The 21,375-nt window shown below is 71.9% G+C and carries 15 protein-coding genes; 10 read left to right on the forward strand and 5 right to left on the reverse strand.

The features are described 5' to 3' along the window. Positions 1-185 precede the first annotated feature (185 nt). The 9 genes from pulA to ACZ6R9_RS21865 all read left to right on the forward strand — a co-directional run bounded on the left by pulA (position 186) and on the right by ACZ6R9_RS21865 (position 16,870). Positions 186-5,705 (forward strand): pullulanase-type alpha-1,6-glucosidase, encoded by a 5,520-nt coding sequence (gene pulA / locus ACZ6R9_RS21825; protein WP_465539723.1) that lies wholly within the window; start codon positions 186-188, stop codon positions 5,703-5,705. A 411-nt stretch (positions 5,706-6,116) separates the two neighbouring features. After that, positions 6,117-8,471 (forward strand): M4 family metallopeptidase, encoded by a 2,355-nt coding sequence (locus tag ACZ6R9_RS21830; protein ID WP_465539725.1) that lies wholly within the window; start codon positions 6,117-6,119, stop codon positions 8,469-8,471. A gap of 289 nt (positions 8,472-8,760) precedes the next feature. Next, positions 8,761-9,933 (forward strand): macrolide family glycosyltransferase, encoded by a 1,173-nt coding sequence (locus ACZ6R9_RS21835; RefSeq protein ID WP_465539727.1) that lies wholly within the window; start codon positions 8,761-8,763, stop codon positions 9,931-9,933. Positions 9,934-10,240: 307 nt separating this feature from the next. Then, the gene (locus tag ACZ6R9_RS21840) at positions 10,241-11,968 is read left to right on the forward strand and encodes a carbohydrate-binding module family 20 domain-containing protein (RefSeq protein ID WP_465539729.1); all 1,728 of its coding nucleotides are present in this window, start codon (positions 10,241-10,243) and stop codon (positions 11,966-11,968) included. A gap of 259 nt (positions 11,969-12,227) precedes the next feature. Next, complete coding sequence (locus ACZ6R9_RS21845; protein ID WP_380481317.1) at positions 12,228-13,253, forward strand: alpha/beta hydrolase; 1,026 nt, start codon at positions 12,228-12,230, stop codon at positions 13,251-13,253. A gap of 206 nt (positions 13,254-13,459) precedes the next feature. After that, positions 13,460-14,188: a hemerythrin domain-containing protein gene (locus tag ACZ6R9_RS21850; RefSeq protein WP_380481314.1), complete on the forward strand. Its 729-nt coding sequence runs from the start codon at positions 13,460-13,462 to the stop codon at positions 14,186-14,188. A gap of 103 nt (positions 14,189-14,291) precedes the next feature. Next, positions 14,292-14,918 (forward strand): acyl-CoA-like ligand-binding transcription factor, encoded by a 627-nt coding sequence (locus tag ACZ6R9_RS21855; RefSeq protein ID WP_465539732.1) that lies wholly within the window; start codon positions 14,292-14,294, stop codon positions 14,916-14,918. A gap of 67 nt (positions 14,919-14,985) precedes the next feature. After that, positions 14,986-15,741: an SDR family NAD(P)-dependent oxidoreductase gene (locus ACZ6R9_RS21860; RefSeq protein WP_380481309.1), complete on the forward strand. Its 756-nt coding sequence runs from the start codon at positions 14,986-14,988 to the stop codon at positions 15,739-15,741. Between the two features lie 88 nt (positions 15,742-15,829). Next, positions 15,830-16,870, forward strand: a complete 1,041-nt coding sequence (locus tag ACZ6R9_RS21865; RefSeq protein WP_465539735.1) for an NAD(P)-dependent alcohol dehydrogenase — start codon at positions 15,830-15,832, stop codon at positions 16,868-16,870. Between the two features lie 26 nt (positions 16,871-16,896). Here ACZ6R9_RS21865 and ACZ6R9_RS21870 read toward each other — a convergent pair whose 3' ends face one another. Beyond that, complete coding sequence (locus tag ACZ6R9_RS21870) at positions 16,897-17,370, reverse strand: pyridoxamine 5'-phosphate oxidase family protein (protein WP_465539736.1); 474 nt, start codon at positions 17,368-17,370, stop codon at positions 16,897-16,899. Between the two features lie 69 nt (positions 17,371-17,439). Between ACZ6R9_RS21870 and ACZ6R9_RS21875 the strand changes: the two genes are divergently transcribed. After that, positions 17,440-17,985, forward strand: a complete 546-nt coding sequence (locus ACZ6R9_RS21875; protein WP_465539738.1) for a DUF1697 domain-containing protein — start codon at positions 17,440-17,442, stop codon at positions 17,983-17,985. A gap of 12 nt (positions 17,986-17,997) precedes the next feature. On the opposite strand, the gene ACZ6R9_RS21880 is transcribed toward ACZ6R9_RS21875, so the two are convergent. The 4 genes from ACZ6R9_RS21880 to ACZ6R9_RS21895 form a co-directional block, all read right to left on the reverse strand. Further along, complete coding sequence (locus ACZ6R9_RS21880) at positions 17,998-18,963, reverse strand: DUF1152 domain-containing protein (RefSeq protein ID WP_380481298.1); 966 nt, start codon at positions 18,961-18,963, stop codon at positions 17,998-18,000. Between the two features lie 38 nt (positions 18,964-19,001). Then, a complete protein-coding gene (locus ACZ6R9_RS21885) occupies positions 19,002-19,964 on the reverse strand; it encodes a DUF1152 domain-containing protein (RefSeq protein WP_465539770.1) in 963 nt (320 codons plus the stop codon). Positions 19,965-20,022: 58 nt separating this feature from the next. Beyond that, positions 20,023-20,871, reverse strand: coding sequence for a siderophore-interacting protein (locus ACZ6R9_RS21890; RefSeq protein WP_465539740.1), 849 nt, complete (start codon positions 20,869-20,871; stop codon positions 20,023-20,025). A gap of 119 nt (positions 20,872-20,990) precedes the next feature. Next, positions 20,991-21,350, reverse strand: coding sequence for an arsenate reductase family protein (locus ACZ6R9_RS21895; protein ID WP_380481292.1), 360 nt, complete (start codon positions 21,348-21,350; stop codon positions 20,991-20,993). Positions 21,351-21,375 lie beyond the last annotated feature (25 nt).

Below are 21,375 nucleotides of genomic sequence, written 5' to 3' on the forward strand. Positions count from 1 at the left end.
TGGCGCGCGGGTTACCGGGGGTCGAACCGGGGTCTCGTTCGGGGCCCGGACCCCAAGTGGGGGCAGGTCACGACTCGGTATGACTCGTCCCCGAAAGGGCTTTCGCATCTTGCTGAAACATCTTGCAGGACGCTAGGTTCCACGCCACCCACCCTGCCCGAGCGCCCCAGAGGGAGAGCCCTGCCGTGGCCGACGCCCAAGCCCGTTCCCCGCGCCGCACCACCCCGTACCGCCGTCCCGGACGGGCCTCCGTCCTGGTGGCGGCCTCGCTGATCGCCGCGACGCTGGGCGCCGTCCCGCTCGCGTCGGCCGCCCCGTCCGCGCCCTCGGACGCGGCGCTGGCGGCGACCGCGGCCCGGCACGACCTGACCCGGGAGCAGTTCTACTTCGTGCTGCCGGACCGGTTCGCCAACGGCAGCACCGGCAACGACACCGGGGGGATCACCGGCGGGCGGCTGGACAACGGCTTCGACCCGGCCGACAAGGGCTTCTACCACGGTGGCGATCTGCAGGGCCTGATCGACAAGCTGGACTACATCCAGGACCTCGGCACCACCGCGATCTGGATGGCGCCGATCTTCAAGAACAAGCCGGTGCAGGGCACGGGGGCGGACGCCTCGGCCGGCTACCACGGCTACTGGATCACCGACTTCACCCAGGTCGATCCGCACTTCGGCACCAACGAGCAGCTCAAGGAGCTGATCGACAAGGCCCACAAGCGCGGCCTCAAGGTCTTCTTCGACGTCATCACCAACCACACCGCGGACGTCATCGACTACGCGGAGGGCTCGTACGACTACCGCTCCGCCGGTGCCTACCCGACGCTGGACGCCGACGGGAACCCGGTGGACGAGACGGCGGTCTCCGACGCGCGGGCGCAGTGGCCGGGCATCTCGAAGGACTCCTTCCCCTACAACCCGGTGTTCCGGACCCCGGCGGACGCCAACGCGAAGTCCCCGTCCTGGCTGAACGACCCGGCGCTGTACCACAACCGGGGCAACTCGACCTTCGTCGGCGAGTCCGCGACCGAGGGTGACTTCTCCGGGCTGGACGACCTGGACACCCAGAACCCGAAGGTCGTCGCGGGGATGGAGAAGATCTACCAGAAGTGGGTCGCCGAGGCCGGCGTGGACGGATTCCGGATCGACACCGTCAAGCACGTGAACATGGCGTTCTGGGAGCAGTGGGCGCCGGCGCTGAAGCAGTTCGCGGCGCAGCGGGGGAACAAGAAGTTCTTCATGTTCGGCGAGGTGTACTCGGGTGACCCGGCGGTGACCTCCCCGTACGTCACCAAGGGCAAGCTGCAGGCGACGCTGGACTTCGCGTTCCAGGAGGCGGCCCGGAAGTACGTGTCGCAGAACGGTTCGGCGAAGGCGCTGAGCGAGCTGTACGCGCAGGACTACCGCTACACCACGGCCGACACCGACGCGTACGAGCTGCCGACCTTCCTCGGCAACCACGACATGGGCCGGTTCGGGTCGTTCCTGCGCAGCGACAACCCGGGGGCGCCGGACGAGGTGCTGCTGGGCAAGGACCGGCTGGCCAACGAGCTGCAGTTCCTGACCCGCGGGCAGCCGGTGGTCTACTACGGCGACGAGCAGGGCTTCACCGGCGCGGGCGGCGACAAGGACGCCCGGCAGGACATGTTCGCCTCGAAGACCCCCTCGTACAACAGCGACCCGGTGATCGGCGGCGACTCCGGCCCGAAGGACCGGTACGGCCGGGACGGGGCGCTGTACCGGGGGATCGCCGGGCTGGCGAAGCTGCGCAAGGACAACCCGGCGCTGGCGGACGGCGCGCAGGTGGAGCGGTACGCGGCGGACGGGCCGGGCGTGTACGCGTTCTCCCGGATCGACGCCAAGGACCAGGTGGAGTACCTGGTGGCGGTGAACAACGCGGCCGGGGCGAAGACCGTCACGCTGGACACCTTCTCGGCGGGCATGGACTTCGACGGCCTGTACGGGTTCCAGGGGAAGGCCACCAGCGGCGCGGACGGCAAGGTGACGGTGACCGTCCCGGCGATGTCCGCGCTGGTGCTGAAGGCGAAGCACAAGCCGGCCAAGCCGGCGGCGGGGCCGTCGATCACGGTGAACGCCCCCGCCGACGGGTCGTACGGGACGGTGGCGCTCGGCGCGAGCGTGCCCGGTGGCGGCTTCAACCGGGTGACCTTCGCCGCGCAGGTCGGCAACGGGCCGTGGCAGACGCTGGGCACCGCCGACAGCGGGGTGTACCGCGTCACGCAGAACCTGGACGGCGTCGCGCCGGGCACGGTGGTGCGGTTCAAGGCCGTGGTGCAGGACTCGGCGGGCCGACTGGCCTCCGCGAGCGGGCAGTTCACCACCGGGCAGCAGCCGCCGGCGCCCGCGCCGAGCGCGGTGTCGCGGCCCTACGCCGTGGTGCACTACCAGCGGCAGGACGGCGACTACGACGGCTGGAACCTGTACACCTGGGGTGACATCGCCGATGGCGAGGGCACCACCTGGCCGGACGGGCACGGCTTCGTCGGGCGGGACGCGTACGGCGCGTTCGCGTACGTGAAGCTGAAGAGCGGGGCCTCCGACGTCGGGTTCGTGGTGGAGAAGAACGGCGCCAAGGACGTCGAGCAGGACCGGCACATCGACATCTCCAGCACCGGCGAGGTGTGGATCAAGGAGGGCGACCCGGCCGTCCGCACCGCCAACCCGGACGGGGCGCAGCCGGTGCCGGAGGGCAAGGCCGTCCTCCACTACCGGCGCGCCGACGGCAACTACGACGGCTGGGGCCTGCACGACTGGACGGGCGCGGCCACGCCGACCGACTGGGGCAACCCGCTGATGCCGGCCCGCAAGGACGCGTTCGGCGCGGTGTTCGAGGTGCCGCTGGCGGCCGGGGCGAGCAGCCTCAGCTACATCATCCACAACGGCAACGACAAGGACCTGCCGCAGGACCAGTCGCTGAACTTCGCCACCTCGGGCCGCGAGGTGTGGATCATCGGCGGCCAGGAGGGCTACCTGCTGCCGCAGACCGCCGGCGCCTCCTCGCAGCTCGACCTGGGCTCCGCGAAGGCCCAGTGGATCGACGCGCGGACCGTCGTGGTGCCCGCCAACTACGGTGCGGCGGAAGCACAGTTGAAGGGCGGCACCAGCGCCCAGCTGATCTACGACCCGGCCGGTGGGCTGAGCGTCGAGCAGGGCGCGCTGTCCAAGCCCGGCCACTGGATCCGGCTCACCCCGGCGGCCGGCCTGACGGACGCCCAGAAGGCGAAGTTCCCGCACCTGGCGGGCTACCGGGCGTTCACCCTCGACGCCCGTGACGCCGGCCGGATCACCGACGCGCTGCGCAGCCAGCTGGTCTTCGCCGAGCACCTGCCGAACGGCGCCGCGCTGGCCGCCACCGGCGTGCAGATCCCCGGCGTGCTGGACGACCTGTACGCGGGGAAGGCCGCGAAGGCCCAGCTCGGCCCGGTGTACACGGGTCCGGGGCAGGGCAACGGCCGCAACCGGAAGGTGACGCTCTCGCTGTGGGCGCCGACCGCGACCGAGGTGGCGGTGCAGCTCTTCGACACGGCGAGCGGCGGCACCCCGAAGACCGTCCCGCTGAAGCGCGACGAGGCCTCGGGCGTGTGGTCGCTGACCAAGGACGCCAAGGAACTGGACGGCAAGTACTACCTGTACCAGGTCAAGGTGTGGGCGCCGAGCGTGCGGAAGATGGTCACCAACACCGTCACCGACCCGTACTCGACGGCGCTGGCCGCCGACTCGAAGCGCAGCCTGGTCGCCGACCTGTCGGCCGCCGCGACCAAGCCCAAGGGCTGGGACCAGCACCGCAGTCCGGCGGCGATACCGGCCACCCGGCAGCAGATCCAGGAACTGCACGTGCGGGACTTCTCGGCCGCCGACACCACCGTGCCGGCCGACGAGCGTGGCACCTACCTGGCGTTCACGCAGTCGAAGTCCGCGGGCATGCAGCACCTGAAGGAGCTCGCCGCGGCCGGGGTGACGACCATTCACCTGCTGCCGACCTTCGACATCGCCACCATCCGGGAGAACCGGGCCGACCAGAAGCTCCCCGCCTGCGACCTGGCCGCGCTGCCCGCCGACTCGGGCAAGCAGCAGGAGTGCGTGGCGGCGGTGAAGGCCGACGACGCCTACAACTGGGGCTACGACCCGCTGCACTACACCGTCCCCGAGGGCTCGTACGCCACCGACCCCACCGGCACGGCGCGCACCGTGCAGTTCCGCGAGATGGTGCAGGCGATGCACGACGCGGGCCTGCGGGTGGTGCTCGACGTGGTGTACAACCACACCGCGGCGGCCGGGCAGGACGAGCACTCGGTGCTGGACAAGGTCGTCCCCGGCTACTACCAGCGCCTCAGCGACAGCGGCAAGGTCACCACCGACTCGTGCTGCGCCGACACCGCGCCCGAGCACGCCATGATGAACAAGCTGGTGGTCGACTCGGTGGTCACCTGGGCCAAGCAGTACCGGGTGGACGGCTTCCGGTTCGACCTGATGGGCCTGGATCCGAAGTCCACCATGCTGGACGTGCGGTCCGCGCTCGGCGGACTCACCCCGCAGCGGGACGGCGTGGACGGGAAGAACATCTTCCTCTACGGCGAGGGCTGGAACTTCGGCACCGTCGCCAATGACGCCCGTTTTGTCCAGGCCACCCAGGTCAACATGGCCGGCACGGGCATCGCCACCTTCAACGACCGGATCCGGGACGCCGGGCGCGGCGGCAACTTCATGCTGTCCTCGGCGCCGCAGCAGGGCTTCGCCTCCGGTCTGTACACCGACCCGAACGGCGCGGCGGACAACGGCGGTCCGGAGCAGCAGAAGGCCCGGCTGCTGCACGAGATGGACCAGATCAAGGTCGGCCTGACCGGCAACCTGGCCGGCTACGCGTTCACCGACTCCTCCGGAAAGGCCGTCACCGGCAAGGGAGTCGACTACAACGGCGCCCCGACCGGCTACGCCGCACAGCCCGGCGAGGCGGTGGAGTACCTGGACGCGCACGACAACGCCGACCTGTACGACGCGCTGGCGTTCAAGCTGCCGCAGGGCACCTCGCCCGCCGACCGGGCCCGGATGCAGGCGCTCGGCCTGTCGTTGACGGCGCTCGCCCAGGGCCCGGGGTTCGCCCAGGCCGGAAGCGACCTGCTGCGCTCCAAGTCGCTGGACGCCAACTCCTACGACTCCGGCGACTGGTTCAACGCCATCAACTGGGACTGCAAGCTGGGCAACGGCTGGGGCCGCGGCCTGCCGATGGCGGCCGACAACCAGGAGATGTGGGCCCGCGGCAAGCAGCTGCTGGCCGACCCGAAGCTGCGGATGGGCTGCAACGAGATGGGCGCCGGCACCGCGCTCTACCAGCAGTTCCTGAGGATCCGTCAGTCCTCCCCGCTGTTCTCGCTGACGAGCACGGCCGAGGTGCAGCGCCGGCTGTCCTTCCCGCTGTCCGGCACCGCGGGGGAGAACCCGGGTGTGATCACCATGCACCTGGACGGGACGGGGCTGCCGGGCGCCGAGAAGGGCCTCACGGTGGTCTTCAACGCCAGCCCGGCCGCGCAGACCCAGACCGTGGCGGGCCTGCGCGGCACCACGCAGGCGCTGCACCGGGTGCAGGCCACGGGCAGCGACCCGGTGGTCAAGCAGGCAGCCTTCGACGCGGCCTCGGGGACCTTCACGGTGCCGGGCCGGACGGTGGCGGTGTTCGTCCAGAAGTAATGGTTCCCCGCCGGTAACAGGGGTCTCACCTCAGGGTGGGGCCCCTTGCGGGGTTGGCCGAAAAGCTTCGGTGCGGTACGGTCAACCGCCATGTTTAGCTGACGGCATCCCAAATGCCGGACCATGGGGGGCTCTTGGGGGACTTGTAGGGCGGTCATAAATGAGTCAATCCGTGGCATGCATCTGTCATTCGACGGGTGTTTGCTGCCACGATTCCCCTCGCTGCGAAGACAGGTAGCCCCAACCCCGCCGATGGAGCCTCCCCAGGACATCGGCAGCCCGCAGCCCTGCACCGCGTACGTGTACGCACCCCGTGCCGCGACCGGCGGCTGGGGCCCCCGCTGCGCCGCAACCGCGGCCAGATTCTCTTCACCGCTCGTGACCCCGCGACGGTCGGTTAAGGAGTCCCGCATGTCTCGCCACACGCATGCCCGCGTGAGCATGGCCGCCCTCGCGGCCACTACCGCCCTGCTGGTGACCGCCATCCCGTCGGTGGTGGCCCAGGCCGCCCCCGCCGGCCCGTCCGCGGCGGCGCAGGTCGCCGGCCAGCAGGTGGCCGCCGGGCGCGCCCAGATGCTCTCGGACGCGGGTTCCCGCGCCGCCCAGGTCGCGCAGAACCTGGGCATGGGCTCCGCCGAGAAGCTGGTGGTCAAGGACGCGTTCAAGGACGCCGACGGCACCCAGCACTTCCGCTACGAGCGCACCTACAACGGACTCCCCGTCCTCGGTGGCGACATGGTCGTCCACCAGGCCGCCAACGGCACCACCAAGGGCGTCGACCGGGCCTCCACCGCGTCGCTGAACGGCCTGTCCACCACCCCGAAGCTGGCCGCCGCCAAGGGCCAGGCGACCGCGCTGGCCGCCGAGTCCGGCTCCGCGCTGGAGACCGCGCCCCGCCTGGTGGTCTGGGCCGCCGACAACAGCCCGCGGCTGGCCTGGGAGACCGTGGTCTCCGGCACCCAGAAGGACGGCACCCCGAGCAAGCTGCACGTGGTCACCGACGCCAACAGCGGCGATGTCATCCAGAAGTGGGAAGGCATAGAGACCGGCACCGGCACCGGCGTCTTCGTCGGCAACGTCAACATCGGCACCTCGCTGTCCGGTTCGACGTACCAGATGAAGGACACCACCCGCGGTGGGATGTACACCACCAACATGAACAACGGGACCAGCGGCAACGGCACCCTGTTCAGCAAGTCCACCGACACCTGGGGCGACGGCACCGCCGCCAACAAGGAGTCCGCGGCCGTGGACGCCCACTTCGGCGTCTCGATGACCTGGGACTACTACAAGAACACCTACGGCCGCAACGGCATCCGCAACGACGGTGTCGGCGCCTACAGCCGGGTCCACTACAGCAGCAACTACGTCAACGCCTTCTGGGACGACAGCTGCTTCTGCATGACCTACGGCGACGGCTCGGGCAACACCCACCCGCTGACCGAACTCGACGTCGCGGGCCACGAGATGACGCACGGCGTCACCTCCAACACGGCCGGCCTGATCTACTCCGGCGAGTCCGGCGGCCTGAACGAGTCCACCTCGGACGTGTTCGGCAACATGGTCGAGTGGTACGCCAACATCTCCAAGGACAACCCGGACTACCTGGTCGGCGAGCTGATCGACATCAACGGCAACGGCACGCCGCTGCGGTACATGGACCAGCCGTCCAAGGACGGCTCGTCCGCCGACTACTGGTCCTCCACGGTCGGCAACAAGGACGTCCACTACTCGTCCGGCGTCGGCAACCACGCCTTCTACCTGCTGTCCGAGGGCAGCGGCGCCAAGGTGGTCAACGGCGTGAGCTACAACTCGCCGACCTACAACAACATCCCGGTCACCGGCATCGGCCACGACAAGGCCGCCGCCATCTGGTTCCGGGCGCTGACCACCTACTGGACCTCCTCCACCAACTACGCGAACGCGCGGGCCGGCATGCTCTCCGCCGCCACCGACCTGTACGGCGCCAACTCGGCCGAGTACAACGCCACCGCGACCGCCTGGGCGGCCGTCAACGTCGGCTCGGTGCCCAGCACCGGCGGCCCGGTCGTGACCAGCCCCGGCAACCAGTCGACCGCGCTGAACGCCTCGGTCAGCCTGCAGATCAACGCCACCGGCGGCACCGCGCCGCTCAGCTACTCGGCCACCGGTCTGCCCACCGGCCTGTCGATCGACGCCGCCACCGGCAAGATCACCGGCACCGCCACCGCGGCCGGCACCTACAGCGTCACCGTCACCGCGAAGGACGCCGCCAACAAGACCGGCAGCGTCTCCTTCACCTGGACCGTCTCCGGCGGTGGCGGCGGCGGCTGCACCCCGGCCCAGCTGCTCGGCAACCCCGGCTTCGAGACCGGCACCGCCGCCCCGTGGACCACCACCTCCGGTGTGGTCGACAACTCCACCTCGCAGGCCGCGCACGGCGGTTCCTGGAAGGCCTGGATGGACGGCTACGGCTCCAGCCACACCGACAGCATCCAGCAGACCGTCACCATCCCGTCCGGCTGCAAGGCGTCGCTGAGCTTCTGGCTGCACGTCGACACCGCCGAGACCACCACCTCCACCGCGTACGACAAGATGACCGTGACCGTCAACGGCACCTCGGTCGCCACGTACTCCAACCTCGACAAGAACACCGGCTACACCCAGAAGACCATCGACCTGTCGGCCTACGCCGGTCAGACCGTCACGGTGAAGTTCAACGCCGTCGAGGACGTCTCGCTGCAGACCTCCTTCGTGGTCGACGACACCGCGATCCAGACCAGCTGACGCACCTTCGGTGATACCGGTGCCCGGCAGCCGCTTCGGCTGCCGGGCACCGGCGCGTTTCCGTGTGACGATCGGTCAATCAGCCTTGTGCGGACCGGAGTTAAATCGGATGCGCGCTTCGGATCCGGCGGGTTAGGGTCCTGGCATGTCCTTCCACCAGATCTACGGCTGACGCGGCCGGGGCAGTGCCCCGAGCCTCGCGTCCCGCACGCCCCGGCGCCCCCTGACGGCGCGTCGGCGGTGCGGTGTTCCCTTTCCGACCCCGTAGACCGGAAGCAGGTGCTTTCGCATGACCCGTCGTGCCCATATCGCCATGATCGGCATCCCGGCCGTCAGCCACGTCCGCCCGAGCCTCGAAGTGATCCGCGAACTCGTCGCCCGCGGCCACCGGGTGACGTACTTCAACGACCCCTCGGCGGCCGAGCTGATCGCCCCCACCGGCGCCGAGCTCGTCCCGTACCCCTCCACGCTGCCGGTCGCCGACCACGACTGGCCGGCCGACCCGATCGGCCAGATGCGGGTCTTCCTGGAGGACGCGATCGCGATGCTGCCCCGGCTGCACGCGCACTACGACGCCGACCCGGCCGACGTCTACCTGTACGACATCGGCGCCTACGCCGCCCGGGCGCTCGCCGAGGCGCAGGGCCGGCCGATCGTTCAGCTCTCCCCGACCCTGGTCGGGTGGGAGGGCTATCAGGAGGAGGTGGGCGGCGCCATACGCCAACTGCCGGGCGCCGACGACTACTTCAAACTCTTCGCCGAGTGGCTGGCCGGCAGTGGCGCCACCACGGTGGACGTGGACGCGTTCTCCGGAAAACCGGTGCGCGCCGTCGCGATGATCACCGAGGCGATGCAGCCGCACGCCGACCGGGTGGACCGCAAGGCCGTGGAGTTCGTCGGGCCGTGCTTCGACCTGCGGGCGGAGCAGGGCGGTTGGCAGCGTCCGGCAGGAGCGGAGAAGGTGCTGCTGGTGTCGCTGGGCTCGGCGTTCACCCGGCAGCCCGAGTTCTACCGGAACTGTCTGGCGGCCTTCGGCGACCGTTCCGGCTGGCATGTGGTGCTGCAGATCGGGACGTTCGTCGACCTGGCCGAGCTGGGGGAGATCCCGGCCAACGTCGAGGTGCACCCGTGGGTGCCGCAGCGGGCGATCCTGGAGCAGGCCGACGCCTTCGTCACCCATGCCGGGATGGGGGGTTGCGGCGAAGGGCTGATGGCGGGCGTACCGATGATCGCGGTGCCGCAGGCCGCCGAACAGCCGATGAACGCCGACCGGCTGGTCGAGCTCGGCGTGGCCCGCCGGCTGGACACCGAGGAGGCCACGCCCGAGGCGCTCTGGTCGGCCCTCACCGAGCTGGTCGGGGACGAGGAAGTGGCCGCCCGTCTGCGGGAGTTGAGCGCCGGGGCGAGGGGTGAGGGCGGCACCGCCCGCGCCTGTGACGTGATCGAGCAGCAGCTGGGCTGAGGCACCGCCTCCGAATACCGCCCGACCGCGCGCCGGTCTGCCGTTGACGAACTGTCAGCGGCGGGCCGGCGCTGCCGTTTTACCGGCCGCGGAGCGGGTCGCGGGCTCTCTTGACGGCCGCCCGGGCCGACCATATGGTCATGCCACTGCAAATTTCCAGCAAGTTTCACCCCACCTTGCAGGCTTCTTGCAGTAGCACCTCCCCTCCGCGCGGACGGCCCCAACACCCCAGCCGTCGCGGCCCCACCCCGCCGCCACCCGGCCGCGACCTGCGTCCGCGGGCCGGGCTTCCCCCAGGAGTGCTCCCTTGCCCACCCTCGCCCCCGCCCGCAGGAAGCGCGCCGTCGCCGCCTGCACCGCCCTCGCGGCGTTCGGCCTCTCGGCCGGCGCCGGGCTCTCGCTGGCCCCCACCGCGGCCGCCACCCCGCCCGGCACCAAGGGCGTCACCGCCACCCTGTTCGAGTGGAAGTTCGACTCGGTGGCCAAGGCCTGTACCGACACCCTCGGCCCCAAGGGCTACGGCTTCGTCGAGGTCTCCCCGCCCCAGGAGCACATCCAGGGCTCCCAGTGGTGGACCTCCTACCAGCCCGTCAGCTACAAGATCGCCGGCCGGCTCGGCGACCGCACCGCGTTCAAGAACATGGTCACCACCTGCCACGCGGCGGGCGTCAAGGTGCTCGCCGACTCGGTGATCAACCACATGTCGGCCGGCAGCGGCACCGGCACCGGCGGCACCGCCTACACGAAGTACAACTACCCGGGCTCCTACCAGGACCAGGACTTCCACTCCTGCCGCACGTCGATCACCAACTACGCCGACCGCGCCAACGTGCAGAACTGCGAACTGGTCGGCCTCGCGGACCTCAACACCGGCTCCGCGTACGTCCAGCAGACCATCGCCAACTACCTCAGCGACCTGCTCTCGCTCGGCGTGGACGGCTTCCGGATCGACGCCGCCAAGCACATGGCCGCCACCGACCTGGCCGCCATCAAGGCCAGGATGAGCAACCCGAACGCGTACTGGGTGCAGGAGGTCATCTACGGCGCGGGCGAGCCGATCCAGCCCTCCGAGTACACCGGCAACGGCGACGTGGACGAGTTCCGCTCCGGCACCTGGCTGAAGAGCGCCTTCAAGGGCGGCAAAATATCCGACCTGCAGAGCTGGGGCAGCGGCCTGCTCGCCTCCGCCCAGGCCCGCACCTTCGTCGACAACTGGGACACCGAGCGCAACGGCTCCACCCTCACCTACAAGGACGGGTCCACCTACACCCTGGCCAACGTCTTCATGCTGGCCCACCCGTACGGCTCGCCGAACGTCTACTCCGGCTACGCGTTCAGCAGCAACGACGACGGCCCGCCGAACGCCGGCGCCGTCACCGCCTGCTACCAGAACGGCTGGAACTGCGTCCACGCCTGGCGGCAGGTCGCCAACATGGTGGGCTTCCGCAACGCGGTGGCCGGTGCCGCGATGACCAACTGGTGGTCCAACGGCAACAACGCGATCGCCTTCGGCCGCGGCAGCAAGGGCTACGTGGCGATCAACCGGGAGAGCTCGGCGATCACCCAGACCTTCCAGACCTCGCTGCCCGCCGGCGTCTACTGCGACGTCCAGCACGGCGACCCGGTGAGCGGTGGCTGCTCCGGCCCGACCTACACCGTCGGCGCGGACGGGAAGTTCACCGCCTCGGTCGGCGCGAACGACGCCGTCGCGCTGTACGTCGGCGCCACCGCCGCCGGCACCGCGCCGGGCGCCTCCTTCGCGGTCAACGGCACCACCGTGCCCGGCCAGAACCTCTACGTGGTCGGCGACGCGGCCGCGCTCGGCGGCTGGGACACCTCAAAGGCGCTGCTGCTGGGCTCGGCCTCCTACCCGGTGTGGAAGCTGGACGTGGCGCTGCCCGCCGGCACCGCGATCCAGTACAAGTACCTGCGCAAGGACGCCGCCGGCACCGTCACCTGGGAGAGCGGCGCCAACCGCACCGCCACCGTCCCGGCGAGCGGAAAGATCACCCTGAACGACACCTGGCGCCCGTGACCTCGCTCCTGGAGCGGGGCGGCCCCCGTCGTCCGGCAGGGGCCGTCCCCGCCGGACGACGGGTTGTTCACCCCTCCGCAACCGGGGCCCCGAGCGGTACGTCATAGGATCTCGAACGGCCGAACCGCCGCACCTTTGTGCGGCCGCGGCCGTTCCCGGGGAGCGCCGGCCACCACCAGCGCGCGGCGGCCCCGGCCAAGCCCAATGACCAGGGCCCCTCCCGGCTGCCGGGTCGGCCCCCGCCCGGAGAGACCGCCCCGTGCTGCCGCAGCCCCGTTCCGCCGCCCGCCGTCTGCTGACCGCCGCCGCCCTGCTCGCCCTCGCCGCCCCGCTGGCCGCCTGCGGCAGCAACAGCGGCACCTCCGGCGACACCAAGGGCGCGAGCGTCGCCGACCACCCGTCCTCGCCCGCCGCGCAGAGCAGCAGCGCCCCGCCCAAGCCGTCCAAGGTGCTGATGCCGACCGGCCCGGCCGCACAGCTGTCCAAGGTCCGCGACACCGCCGCCGGGCCGATCATGATGACCACCCTGAACGGCGCCAAGTCCGGCGTCAGCGGCAAGGTGTGGGTCTGGCTGCCGCCGCAGTACAACGACCCGAAGTACGCCAAGACCGGCTTCCCCGTGCTCACCCTGTACGCGGGCGGGCAGAGCGCCGGCTACAACACCTGGACCGACAACCAGCTGCCGATCCAGGAGATCGACCAGCAGATGGCCTCCCAGGGCAAGGCCCACCCGTTCATCATGATCATGCCGGTGCAGAACCTGGACTCCAACGAGTCCAAGGCCCTGGAGTGCGCCGACATCCCCGGCCAGCCGAAGATGGGCACCTGGATGGCCGAGGACATCCCCGACTTCGTCCGCGCCAACTTCCGTACCGTCAAGGGCCGCGACGGCTGGGCCGTGATGGGCGCCTCCACCGGCGCGTTCTGCAGCGCCAAGCTCGCCCTGCAGCACCCCGACGTGTTCAAGGCCGCAGTGCCGATCGACGGCTACTGGAACCCCGACTCGCCGCTCTGGAAGGGCCACGAGCAGGAACGCCAGGCCAACAGCCCCGAACGGCTGGTCGCCGGGGGCACCGCCGACGTGCGGATGCTGGCCACCGCGGGGGGCGCCAACCCGTACGAGACCAAGCTGGTGAAGTCCTGGGTCGAGAAGGCCAAGGCCCCCACCACCGTCGAGTACTACGAGCAGCCCGGCGGCAAGCACCTCACCTCCGACTTCAAGAAGATGATTCCGCACACCCTGGAATGGCTGACCGCCAACACCGCCGGACCCGAATCCGACTGACCGGCCGGCCGGACGCTTGACCGGCGGCCCGTCAGGAACGGGCAGGAAGCGCCCCGAAAACGCGCTGACCTGCACATCAATCGGTCGTTCATTCGACCCTGATGCACTGCTCCCACCCTGGACCCCGTGGACCGGAGAACTGGACCGGGGCGCCGCAACCGCGGCCCCCGCTCCGGCCAGCCCCAGCCAGTCGTGAAGAGAGCGCCATGTCCCGCCACCTGCTGCCCGTCGGTTCGACGACCATGCCCGCCCCGCGCGAGGAGCTCCCTGCCGCGCCGGTGGCCGAACTCCTCCCGTTCGCCGGACTGCGCCTGGTGCACGCCGCCGTCCGCCGCGACCTCGCCCGGATCCCGCAGGCCCTGCGACTGCTCCAGCCCGACGACCACGAGAGCGCGCTCGCGCTCAAGCGGCACTGGGACTTCGTCACCGCCATGGTGACCTGCCACCACGAGCAGCAGGACACCCGGCTGTGGCCGCTGCTGCGCCGCTTCTCGCCCGAACTGCGGCTGCTGCTCAACTGGTTGGAGTCCGACCACCACAACCTCGACCAGTGCTTCACCCGCACCACCACCCTGGTCGGCATCGCCACCCGCGACCCCGCCAGCTCCTGGCCGGTCTCCTACGCGGTCGAGGAGCTCGCCGCCCGGGTGGAGACCCACCTGCGGATCGAGGAGCGCCAGCTGCTGCCCCGGATGGCCGACGTCTTCCAGCCCGGCTCCCGGATCGGCACCCTGCCCGAACTGCTCGACCTGCTGCGCCTCGCCGAGGGCCCGGCCGCGTCCGACGCCCTGGTCTGGCTGCTCGAAGGCGTCGACCCGATACAGATCGACCGCCTGCTGGCCGACTGCGACGACGAGGTCGTCCGCCACTGGCCGCACTGGCGCGACACCTACGCCCGCTGCACCGACCGCCTCTGGGGGCCCTCCGGTCACTGAGACCGTCCCGGATCCGTCCGGGACGTGAGCAGCACGACCCGGGCCCGGATGTCCCGGCGGGACTCATGTCCCGCCGGGACATTTTCGGTAGTACGGTGATCACATGAGCACCGACCAGCGGCAGCCGTCGGTCCCGCCCGGGCGGCGCGAGAGCAAGTCCCGCCGCACCCGCGAGGCGATGGCCGACGCCGCGCTGCGCCTGACCCTGGAGCACGGCCTGGCCGCCCTCGCCGTCGAACACGTCACCGACGCCGCCGACGTCTCCCGGCGCACCTTCAGCCGCTACTTCCCCTCCCGCGAGGACGCCGTCCTCGACTCGCTGCGCACCGACTTCACCCGGATCAACGCGCAGCTCGCCGCCCGGCCCGCCGCCGAGGCCCCGGTCGCCGCCTACCGCGCCGCCGTCACCGCCTGGCTGGACGACGGCGACCACCCGGCCTGGCACCGCCGCCCGGGCATGCGGGCCCTGTTCGTGCTGATCGACGAGGAGCCCGCGCTGACCGCCGCCTACCGGCGGATCGCCGTCGCCGAGGAGGAGCAGTCGATCCGGCTGGTCGCCGCCCGGCTCGGCCTGCACCCCGAGACCGACCTGCGGCCCGCCGTCGCCGTCGGCCTCGGCGTCGCCGCCCTGCACGCCGCCACCCGCACCTGGGTGCGCGACCCGGCGGGCGACCTGCCCGCCCTGATCGACCGCGCCTTCGACCTGGCCGCGGCCGAACCCCCGCGCTGACCACCCGTCGGCACACCGGCACCACCCGCGCCCGCCCCCGGGCGGCGCACGAAAGGACCGATCGCCCATGACCACCCAGGAGTTCACCGGCCGCACCGCCCTCGTCACCGGTGCCGCCTCCGGCATCGGCCTGGCCGTCGCCACCCTGCTCGCCGGACGCGGCGCGAAGGTCGCCGTCGCCGACTTCCGCCTGGACGCCGCCCGGGAGGCCGTCGCCGCCCTCGAAGCGATCGGCGCCGAGGCCCTCGCCGTGCACGTCGACGTCACCGACCCCGCCTCCGTCGAGGCCGCCGTCCGCACCACCGTGCAGGGCCTCGGCCCGCTCTCGCTGGCCGTCAACAACGCCGGCATCGGCGGCGCCGTCGCCCCCACCGCCGCGTACGACCCGCAGGACTGGCGGCGGGTGCTCGCCACCAACCTGGACAGCGTCTTCTACTCGATGCATTACGAGCTGCCGGAGATCCTCGCCGCGGGCGGCGGCGCGATCGTCAACATGTCCTCGATCCTGGGCACCAACGGCTTCGCCGGCTCGCCCGCGTACGTCGCCGCCAAGCACGGCGTGGTCGGCCTGACCAAGACCACCGCGCTGGAGTACGCCTCGCAGGGCATCCGGGTCAACGCGGTCGGCCCCGGCTTCATCGACACCCCGCTGCTCAAGGACGCCGAGCCGGCCGCGCGCGCGGCGCTGGTCGCGCTGCACCCCGCCGGGCGGCTCGGCCGGGCCGAGGAGGTCGCCGAACTGACCGCGTTCCTGCTCTCCGACCGGGCGTCCTTCGTCACCGGCAGCTACCACCTGGTCGACGGCGGCTACTCCGCCCGCTGACCGTCCGTCGAGCGGGCTCGCCACAGGTCGCGCAGCAGTTCCGCGCGGCAGTTCGCCAAGGTTCACGCAACAGAGAGGGTTTCGAGCCATGAAGGCAGTCCAGTACCGCACCGCCGGCAGCCACCCCGAGGTGGTCACCGTTCCCGACCCCGAACCCGGCCCCGGGCAGGTCCTGCTGAAGGTCACCGCCGCCGGGGTGTGCCACTCCGACATGGCCGTGATGAGCTGGCCCGCCGAGCGGCTGCCGTTCCCGTTGCCGCTCACCCTCGGCCACGAGGGCGTCGGCACGATCGCCGCGCTCGGCGCCGGCGTCACCGGCTTCACCGAGGGCGAGTCGGTCGCCGTGTACGGCCCGTGGGGCTGCGGCAGCTGCGCCAAGTGCGCCGAGGGCAAGGAGAACTACTGTCTGCGGGCGCGCGAGCTGGGCATCATGCCGCCCGGGCTGGGCGCGCCCGGCGCGATGGCCGAGTACCTGGTGGTCGACGACCCGCGGCACCTGGTCCCGCTCGGCGACCTCGACCCGGTGCGGGCCGTGCCGCTCACCGACGCCGGGCTGACGCCCTACCACGCGATCAAGAGCTCGCTGCCGAAGCTCGTCCCCGGCTCCACGGCGGTGGTGATCGGCACCGGCGGCCTCGGCCACGTCGCCGTCCAACTGCTGCGCGCGACCACCGCGGCCCGGGTGATCGCCCTGGACGTCTCCGAGGAGAAGCTCGAACTGGCCCGCGCGGTCGGGGCGCACGAGGTGGTGCTCTCGGACGGCGCCGCCGCCGCGAAGGTCCGCGAACTGACCGCCGGGCTCGGCGCGCAGGTCGTGTTCGACTTCGTCGGCGCCCCGCCCACCGCCGCCCTGGCCGGTCAGCTGGTCGCCGTCGAGGGCGACGTCAGCATCGTCGGCCTCGGCGGCGGCACGCTGGCCGTCGGCTTCGGCGCCCTGCCCTACGACGCCTGCGTCCGTTCCCCGTACTGGGGCAGCCGCTCCGAGCTGATCGAGGTCCTCGACCTGGCCCGCGCCGGGGCGATCGACGTGCACGTCGAGACGTACGGCATCGACGAGGCGCCGCTCGCCTACGAGCGCCTGCACGCCGGGAAGATCAACGGGCGTGCGGTGATCCTGCCGAACGGCTGACGGCCCCGCCCTCGAACCAGGGGCCGCTACCGGCGTTCGATCACCTTGACGTCCTCGCCCGGCCGCCAGGTGCTGATCACCAGCCGGTCGTCCACCACCTCGGTCAGGGTGGCCCGCCGCAGCTCCAACCGGAACGCGTGGAACGGGCCGGGCGGCGGCTCGGGCAGGCCCGCGAGGTAGGCGGCGATGTCCACCGGATCGGTCAACTCGACGGCGGACAGGGCGAGTTTCGCGTCGCCGCCGGTCATGCTGGTGTCCGGCCCCGGGTTCGAGTGCAGGGCGCAGCGCGGGTCGCGGCGCAGGTCGAGCGCCTTGACCGCGCCCGCCATCGAACCGAGGAACAGGTCGGCGCCGATGAAGTCCACCTCGATGCCGCTCACCCGGGGCGAGCCGTCCCGCTCCAGCGTGGCGAGCACATGGTGCCGGTGCGCCTCGAAGCGGGCGCGGATGCGCGGGGCGAGGTCGGGAGCCTGCTGCTCGAAGTCCTGCCAGGTCGTCATGCGCGCGAGTGTAGGCCGCGGCACGGGCGGAACCGCCGATTGTCGGCGGCCCGGCCTACACTCGCGCGCATGGAGACCTACATCGCCTTCCTGCGGGCGATCAACGTCGGCGGCCGCACCGTGAAGATGGACCGGTTGCGGGAGTTGTTCGCGGGCCTCGGACTTGAGGGCGTGCGGACGTACATCCAGAGCGGCAACGTGTTCTTCCGCAGCGCGGAGACCGACCGGGCGGCGCTGACGGCGCGGATCGAGGCGGGCCTCGCGGAGGGCCTGGGGTACCCGGTGCCGGTGATGCTGCGAACGGTCGAGGAGGTGGAGGCCGTGGTCGCGCTGGACCCGTTCGCGGGGGTGGAGGCCACCGAGAACGACCGCCTGTGCGTGCTGTTCCTCTCCGAGCCGCTGCCACCCGAGCTGGGTCTGCCGGTGGCCTCGCCGAAGGGCGACTGGGAGATGATCGGAGCGAACGAGGGCACGGCGTTCGTGGTGATGCACCTGCGCGGCGGGCGGATGACCGGCAATCCGGCCACCGCCTTCCCCAAGTCCTACCAGGGGCAGGCGACTTCGCGGTTCTTCCACACCACCGCGAAGATCGCCGCCGCCGCCCGCAAGGGCTGACCGCCCGGCCGGTCAGTGCGGGTAGACGCGGGGCGGGCGCCGGCGGGGGAGAGCGTCCTGGAAGTCGGCGATGGCGGTGGCGACCTGGCGCATCAGGACGGTGTGCTCCAGCCGGTCGAGGTAGAGGTGGCGGGCGGCCAGCGCCTCCACCGTCACACCGAAGTACAGCGTCATCAGCGGGTTGATGAACAGCGCGCTGTTGCCGGTGCGTTCGGTGAACCGGACGTCGCCGAACTCGCCGCGCAGCGCGGCCGCGATCGAGCCGTGGACGATGCTCGGATGCTCGGGGCACTCCTGCCGGGCGTGCGCCACCGCGTCCAGGTACAGCGCGGCCTCGGGCGCGTCGGCGGGCAGCGAGAACGCGCCGAGATGACCGCCGTCGCGCTGCAGCGCGGCCAGGTTCTCCAGCACCAGGCTGTGGTTGACGCCGTGGTACGCGTCGATCCCGAACCCGAGGCAGGCCACCAGCCGGGTCGGCACCTCGGTGAGCCCGGCGACGGCGGCGAGGGAGGCCATGTCCTCCTCGGGGGTGCCGAGTCCGGCCTCGTCGCCGCGCAGCAGGATGTCGGTGCCGCCGTCGACCAGCAGGATCGCGTCGATGCCGAGGTGCTCGACCAGCGCCCGGTACGCGGCCCGCAGCGGCTGCACGCCGGTGGACGGGAACGCCCAGACGGTGTCCGGCTGTTGGTGCGCGCGCAGCCAGCGGGCCAGCGAGCGTTCGGGGAAGTAGGCGTCCGCGCTGCGCACCTCGGGGGTGATCCGGGCCAGCTCGGGGGCGTGCCAGACGTCCAGGCCGAGGCCGTACAGATTGCTGAACGAGAAGTTCGCCAGATGCACCTCGCGCCCGGCGGCCCGCAACGCGAGGGCGAGCGGCAGCCCGGCGTAGATGTCGAAGCCGCCACCCGCACCGGCGATCAGGATCCGCTCGGCGGCCAGCAGGCGGGTGAGCAACGGCGGCTGAAACACACTGATGGTCACCGGGCGGACGGTACCAGGGCCAGTCCGCCGGCCGTCGGTCAGTGCGGGTACGCGCGGGCGGGGCGCAGGCGGGGGAGGTCCTCGCGGAAATCGGCGATGACGGAGGCGATCTGGCGGGTCCCGGTGGTGCCCTCCAAGCGGTCGAGGTAGAGGTTGCGGGCGGCCAGGGCCTCGACGGTGACGCCGAAGTACAGCGTCATCAGCGGGTTGACGAACGGCTCGCTGCCGGGCACCCGTTCGGCGAGTCCGACGTCCCCGGACTCGCCGCGCAGGGCGGCCGCCACGCTGCCCTGCACGATGCTGGGACGGTCGGGGGCGGCGGACCGGGCCCGGGCGACGGCGTCCAGGTACAGGGTGGCTTCGGGGGCGTCGGCGGGGAGGGAGAACGCGCCGAGGTAGCCGCCGTCGCGTTGCAGGGCGGCCAGGTTCTCCAGCACCAGCGCGTGGCTGACGCCGTGGTGGGCGTCGATGCCGAAGCCGAGGCAGGCGACCAGGCGGGTGGGGACGGAGCGCAGGCCGGCGACGGCGGCGAGGGAGGCCATGTCCTCCTCGGGGGTGCCGAGTCCGGCCTCGTCGCCGCGCAGCAGGATGTCGGTGCCGCCGTCGACCAGCAGGATCGCGTCGATGCCGAGCCGGCGCACCAGCGCCCGGTAGGCGGCGCGCAGCGGCTTGACCCCGGTGGAGGCGAACGCCCAGACGATGTCCGGCTGTTGGTGGTCGCGCAGCCAGCGGGCCAGGGCGCGTTCGGGGAACTTGGGTTCGGCGGAGCGGGTGTCGGGGGTGATCCGGGCCAGGTGCGGGCCCTCCCACGCGGTGGCGTCCAGGCCGTAGTGGTGGGTGAACGCCAGGTTCGCCAGGTGGACGTCGCGCCCGGCGGCGCGCAGCGCGAGGGCGAGCGGCAGCCCCGCGTACACGTCGTGGCCGCCGCCCGCGCCGGCGATCAGGATCCGTTCGGCGGCGAGCAGGCGGGTGAGCAGCGGCGGCTGGAACAGGCTGGTGATCACCGGCGGACGGTAACAGGCGCCCGGCAGCGCGGTCGCGCGGTTATTGCGTGGCCGGTCAGCTCCCGTACTGTGCCAGCAACTCCCGGGCGTCGGCGAGGTCTTCGGCGGTGGGCGCGTCGTCCTGGGTGAGGCGGTGGCGCCAGTAGCCGGTGAAGTGGACGTTCGAGCGGTCCAGATGACGTTCCGTCAGCAAGTGGCGGCGCAGGGCGCGGACAGCGCCGGCCTCGCCGGCCAGCCAGGCGTGTTCCAGGTCGGTGGGGAGTTCGGCGGCGCGGACGGCGGCCAGCAGCCGTTCGCCGGGTGCGGCCTCGCCGCGGTGGACCCAGTGGGCGGTCAACTCGCCGAAGCCGCACAGGGGTTGCTGCTCGTCGGGCCCGGCGGTCTCGATCCAGGCGTGCGCCCGGGCGCCGGCCGGCAGGGCCTCCACCAGGGTGGCGAGCGCGGGCAGCGCCGACTCGTCGCAGGCGAACAGCAGCGGGCGGCCGCCGTCCAGCGGGAACGGGCGGGCGAACTCGGGGGAGGGGCCGAACATGGCGAGCACCTGCCCGGGCCGGGCGCGGGCCGCCCAGTCGGCGGCCGGGCCGTCGCCGTGCAGCACAAAGTCGATGTCCACGGTGTGCAGTTCGGCGTCGTGGGCGCGGATCGTGAAGGACCGCATCCACGGGCGGCGGTGCTCCGGGACGGCGTGGCAGGCCCGGTACCAGTCCATCAGGTCCTGCCCGGGGGTGGCCGCGGGCAGTTCGGGGGCGTCCTGGCCGGGGCGCGGGAAGTACAGCTTGACCTGCTGGTCGGGCCCGACCAGGGCGAACTCGCCGGGCGGCAGCGCGAAACCGGCCCGGACGGTGCGCGGGGTGGGGCGGTGGACGGCGGTCACGGTCAGTCGGCGGATCGGCAGGTCGGACACGGTGGGCTCCCGTCGGATCGGAGATGGCCCACCCAGCCTGCCGGGGCCCACTGGCAGCACGCTGTCAGCGGGCTGTCACCGCCCGGCACCCGGCGTGGCAGCGCGAGTCAGTGCGCGAGTCAGTGCGAGAGCACGTCCTTCAGCGCCTCCTCGGTGCGCCCGATCACCGTGTAGCCGTCGTCGGCGGTGATGATCGGCCGCTGGATCAGTGCCGGATGGGCGGCCATCGCCTCGACCCAGCGCGCCCGGTCGGCGTCCTCGCGGCCCCAGGACCGCAGGCCGAGCTCCTTGCCGATCGGCTCGTCCAGCCGGGCCACGTCCCACGGCTCCAGGCCGAGGCGGCCCAGCACCTCGGTCAGTTCGGCGACCGTCGGCGGCTCCTCCAGGTAGCGGCGCACCGTGTACTCGGCGCCCGCCGCGTCGAGTTCGCCCAGGGCGGTGCGGCACTTGCTGCACCGCGGGTTGATCCAGATCTCCATGACCGGCCAGCCTACCGACCGCCCG

Source organism: Kitasatospora sp. NPDC048662, assembly GCF_055587065.1.

Excerpts from the sequence above, each read along its gene's own strand:
- ACZ6R9_RS21830 (WP_465539725.1), top strand. The coding sequence starts at position 6,117 with ATGTCTCGCCACACGCATGCCCGCGTGAGCATGGCCGCCCTCGCGGCC.
- ACZ6R9_RS21835 (WP_465539727.1), top strand. The coding sequence starts at position 8,761 with ATGACCCGTCGTGCCCATATCGCCATGATCGGCATCCCGGCCGTCAGC.
- ACZ6R9_RS21850 (WP_380481314.1), top strand. The coding sequence starts at position 13,460 with ATGTCCCGCCACCTGCTGCCCGTCGGTTCGACGACCATGCCCGCCCCG.
- ACZ6R9_RS21855 (WP_465539732.1), top strand. The coding sequence starts at position 14,292 with ATGAGCACCGACCAGCGGCAGCCGTCGGTCCCGCCCGGGCGGCGCGAG.
- ACZ6R9_RS21860 (WP_380481309.1), top strand. The coding sequence starts at position 14,986 with ATGACCACCCAGGAGTTCACCGGCCGCACCGCCCTCGTCACCGGTGCC.
- ACZ6R9_RS21865 (WP_465539735.1), top strand. The coding sequence starts at position 15,830 with ATGAAGGCAGTCCAGTACCGCACCGCCGGCAGCCACCCCGAGGTGGTC.
- ACZ6R9_RS21870 (WP_465539736.1), bottom strand. The coding sequence starts at position 17,370 with ATGACGACCTGGCAGGACTTCGAGCAGCAGGCTCCCGACCTCGCCCCG.
- ACZ6R9_RS21875 (WP_465539738.1), top strand. The coding sequence starts at position 17,440 with ATGGAGACCTACATCGCCTTCCTGCGGGCGATCAACGTCGGCGGCCGC.
- ACZ6R9_RS21895 (WP_380481292.1), bottom strand. The coding sequence starts at position 21,350 with ATGGAGATCTGGATCAACCCGCGGTGCAGCAAGTGCCGCACCGCCCTG.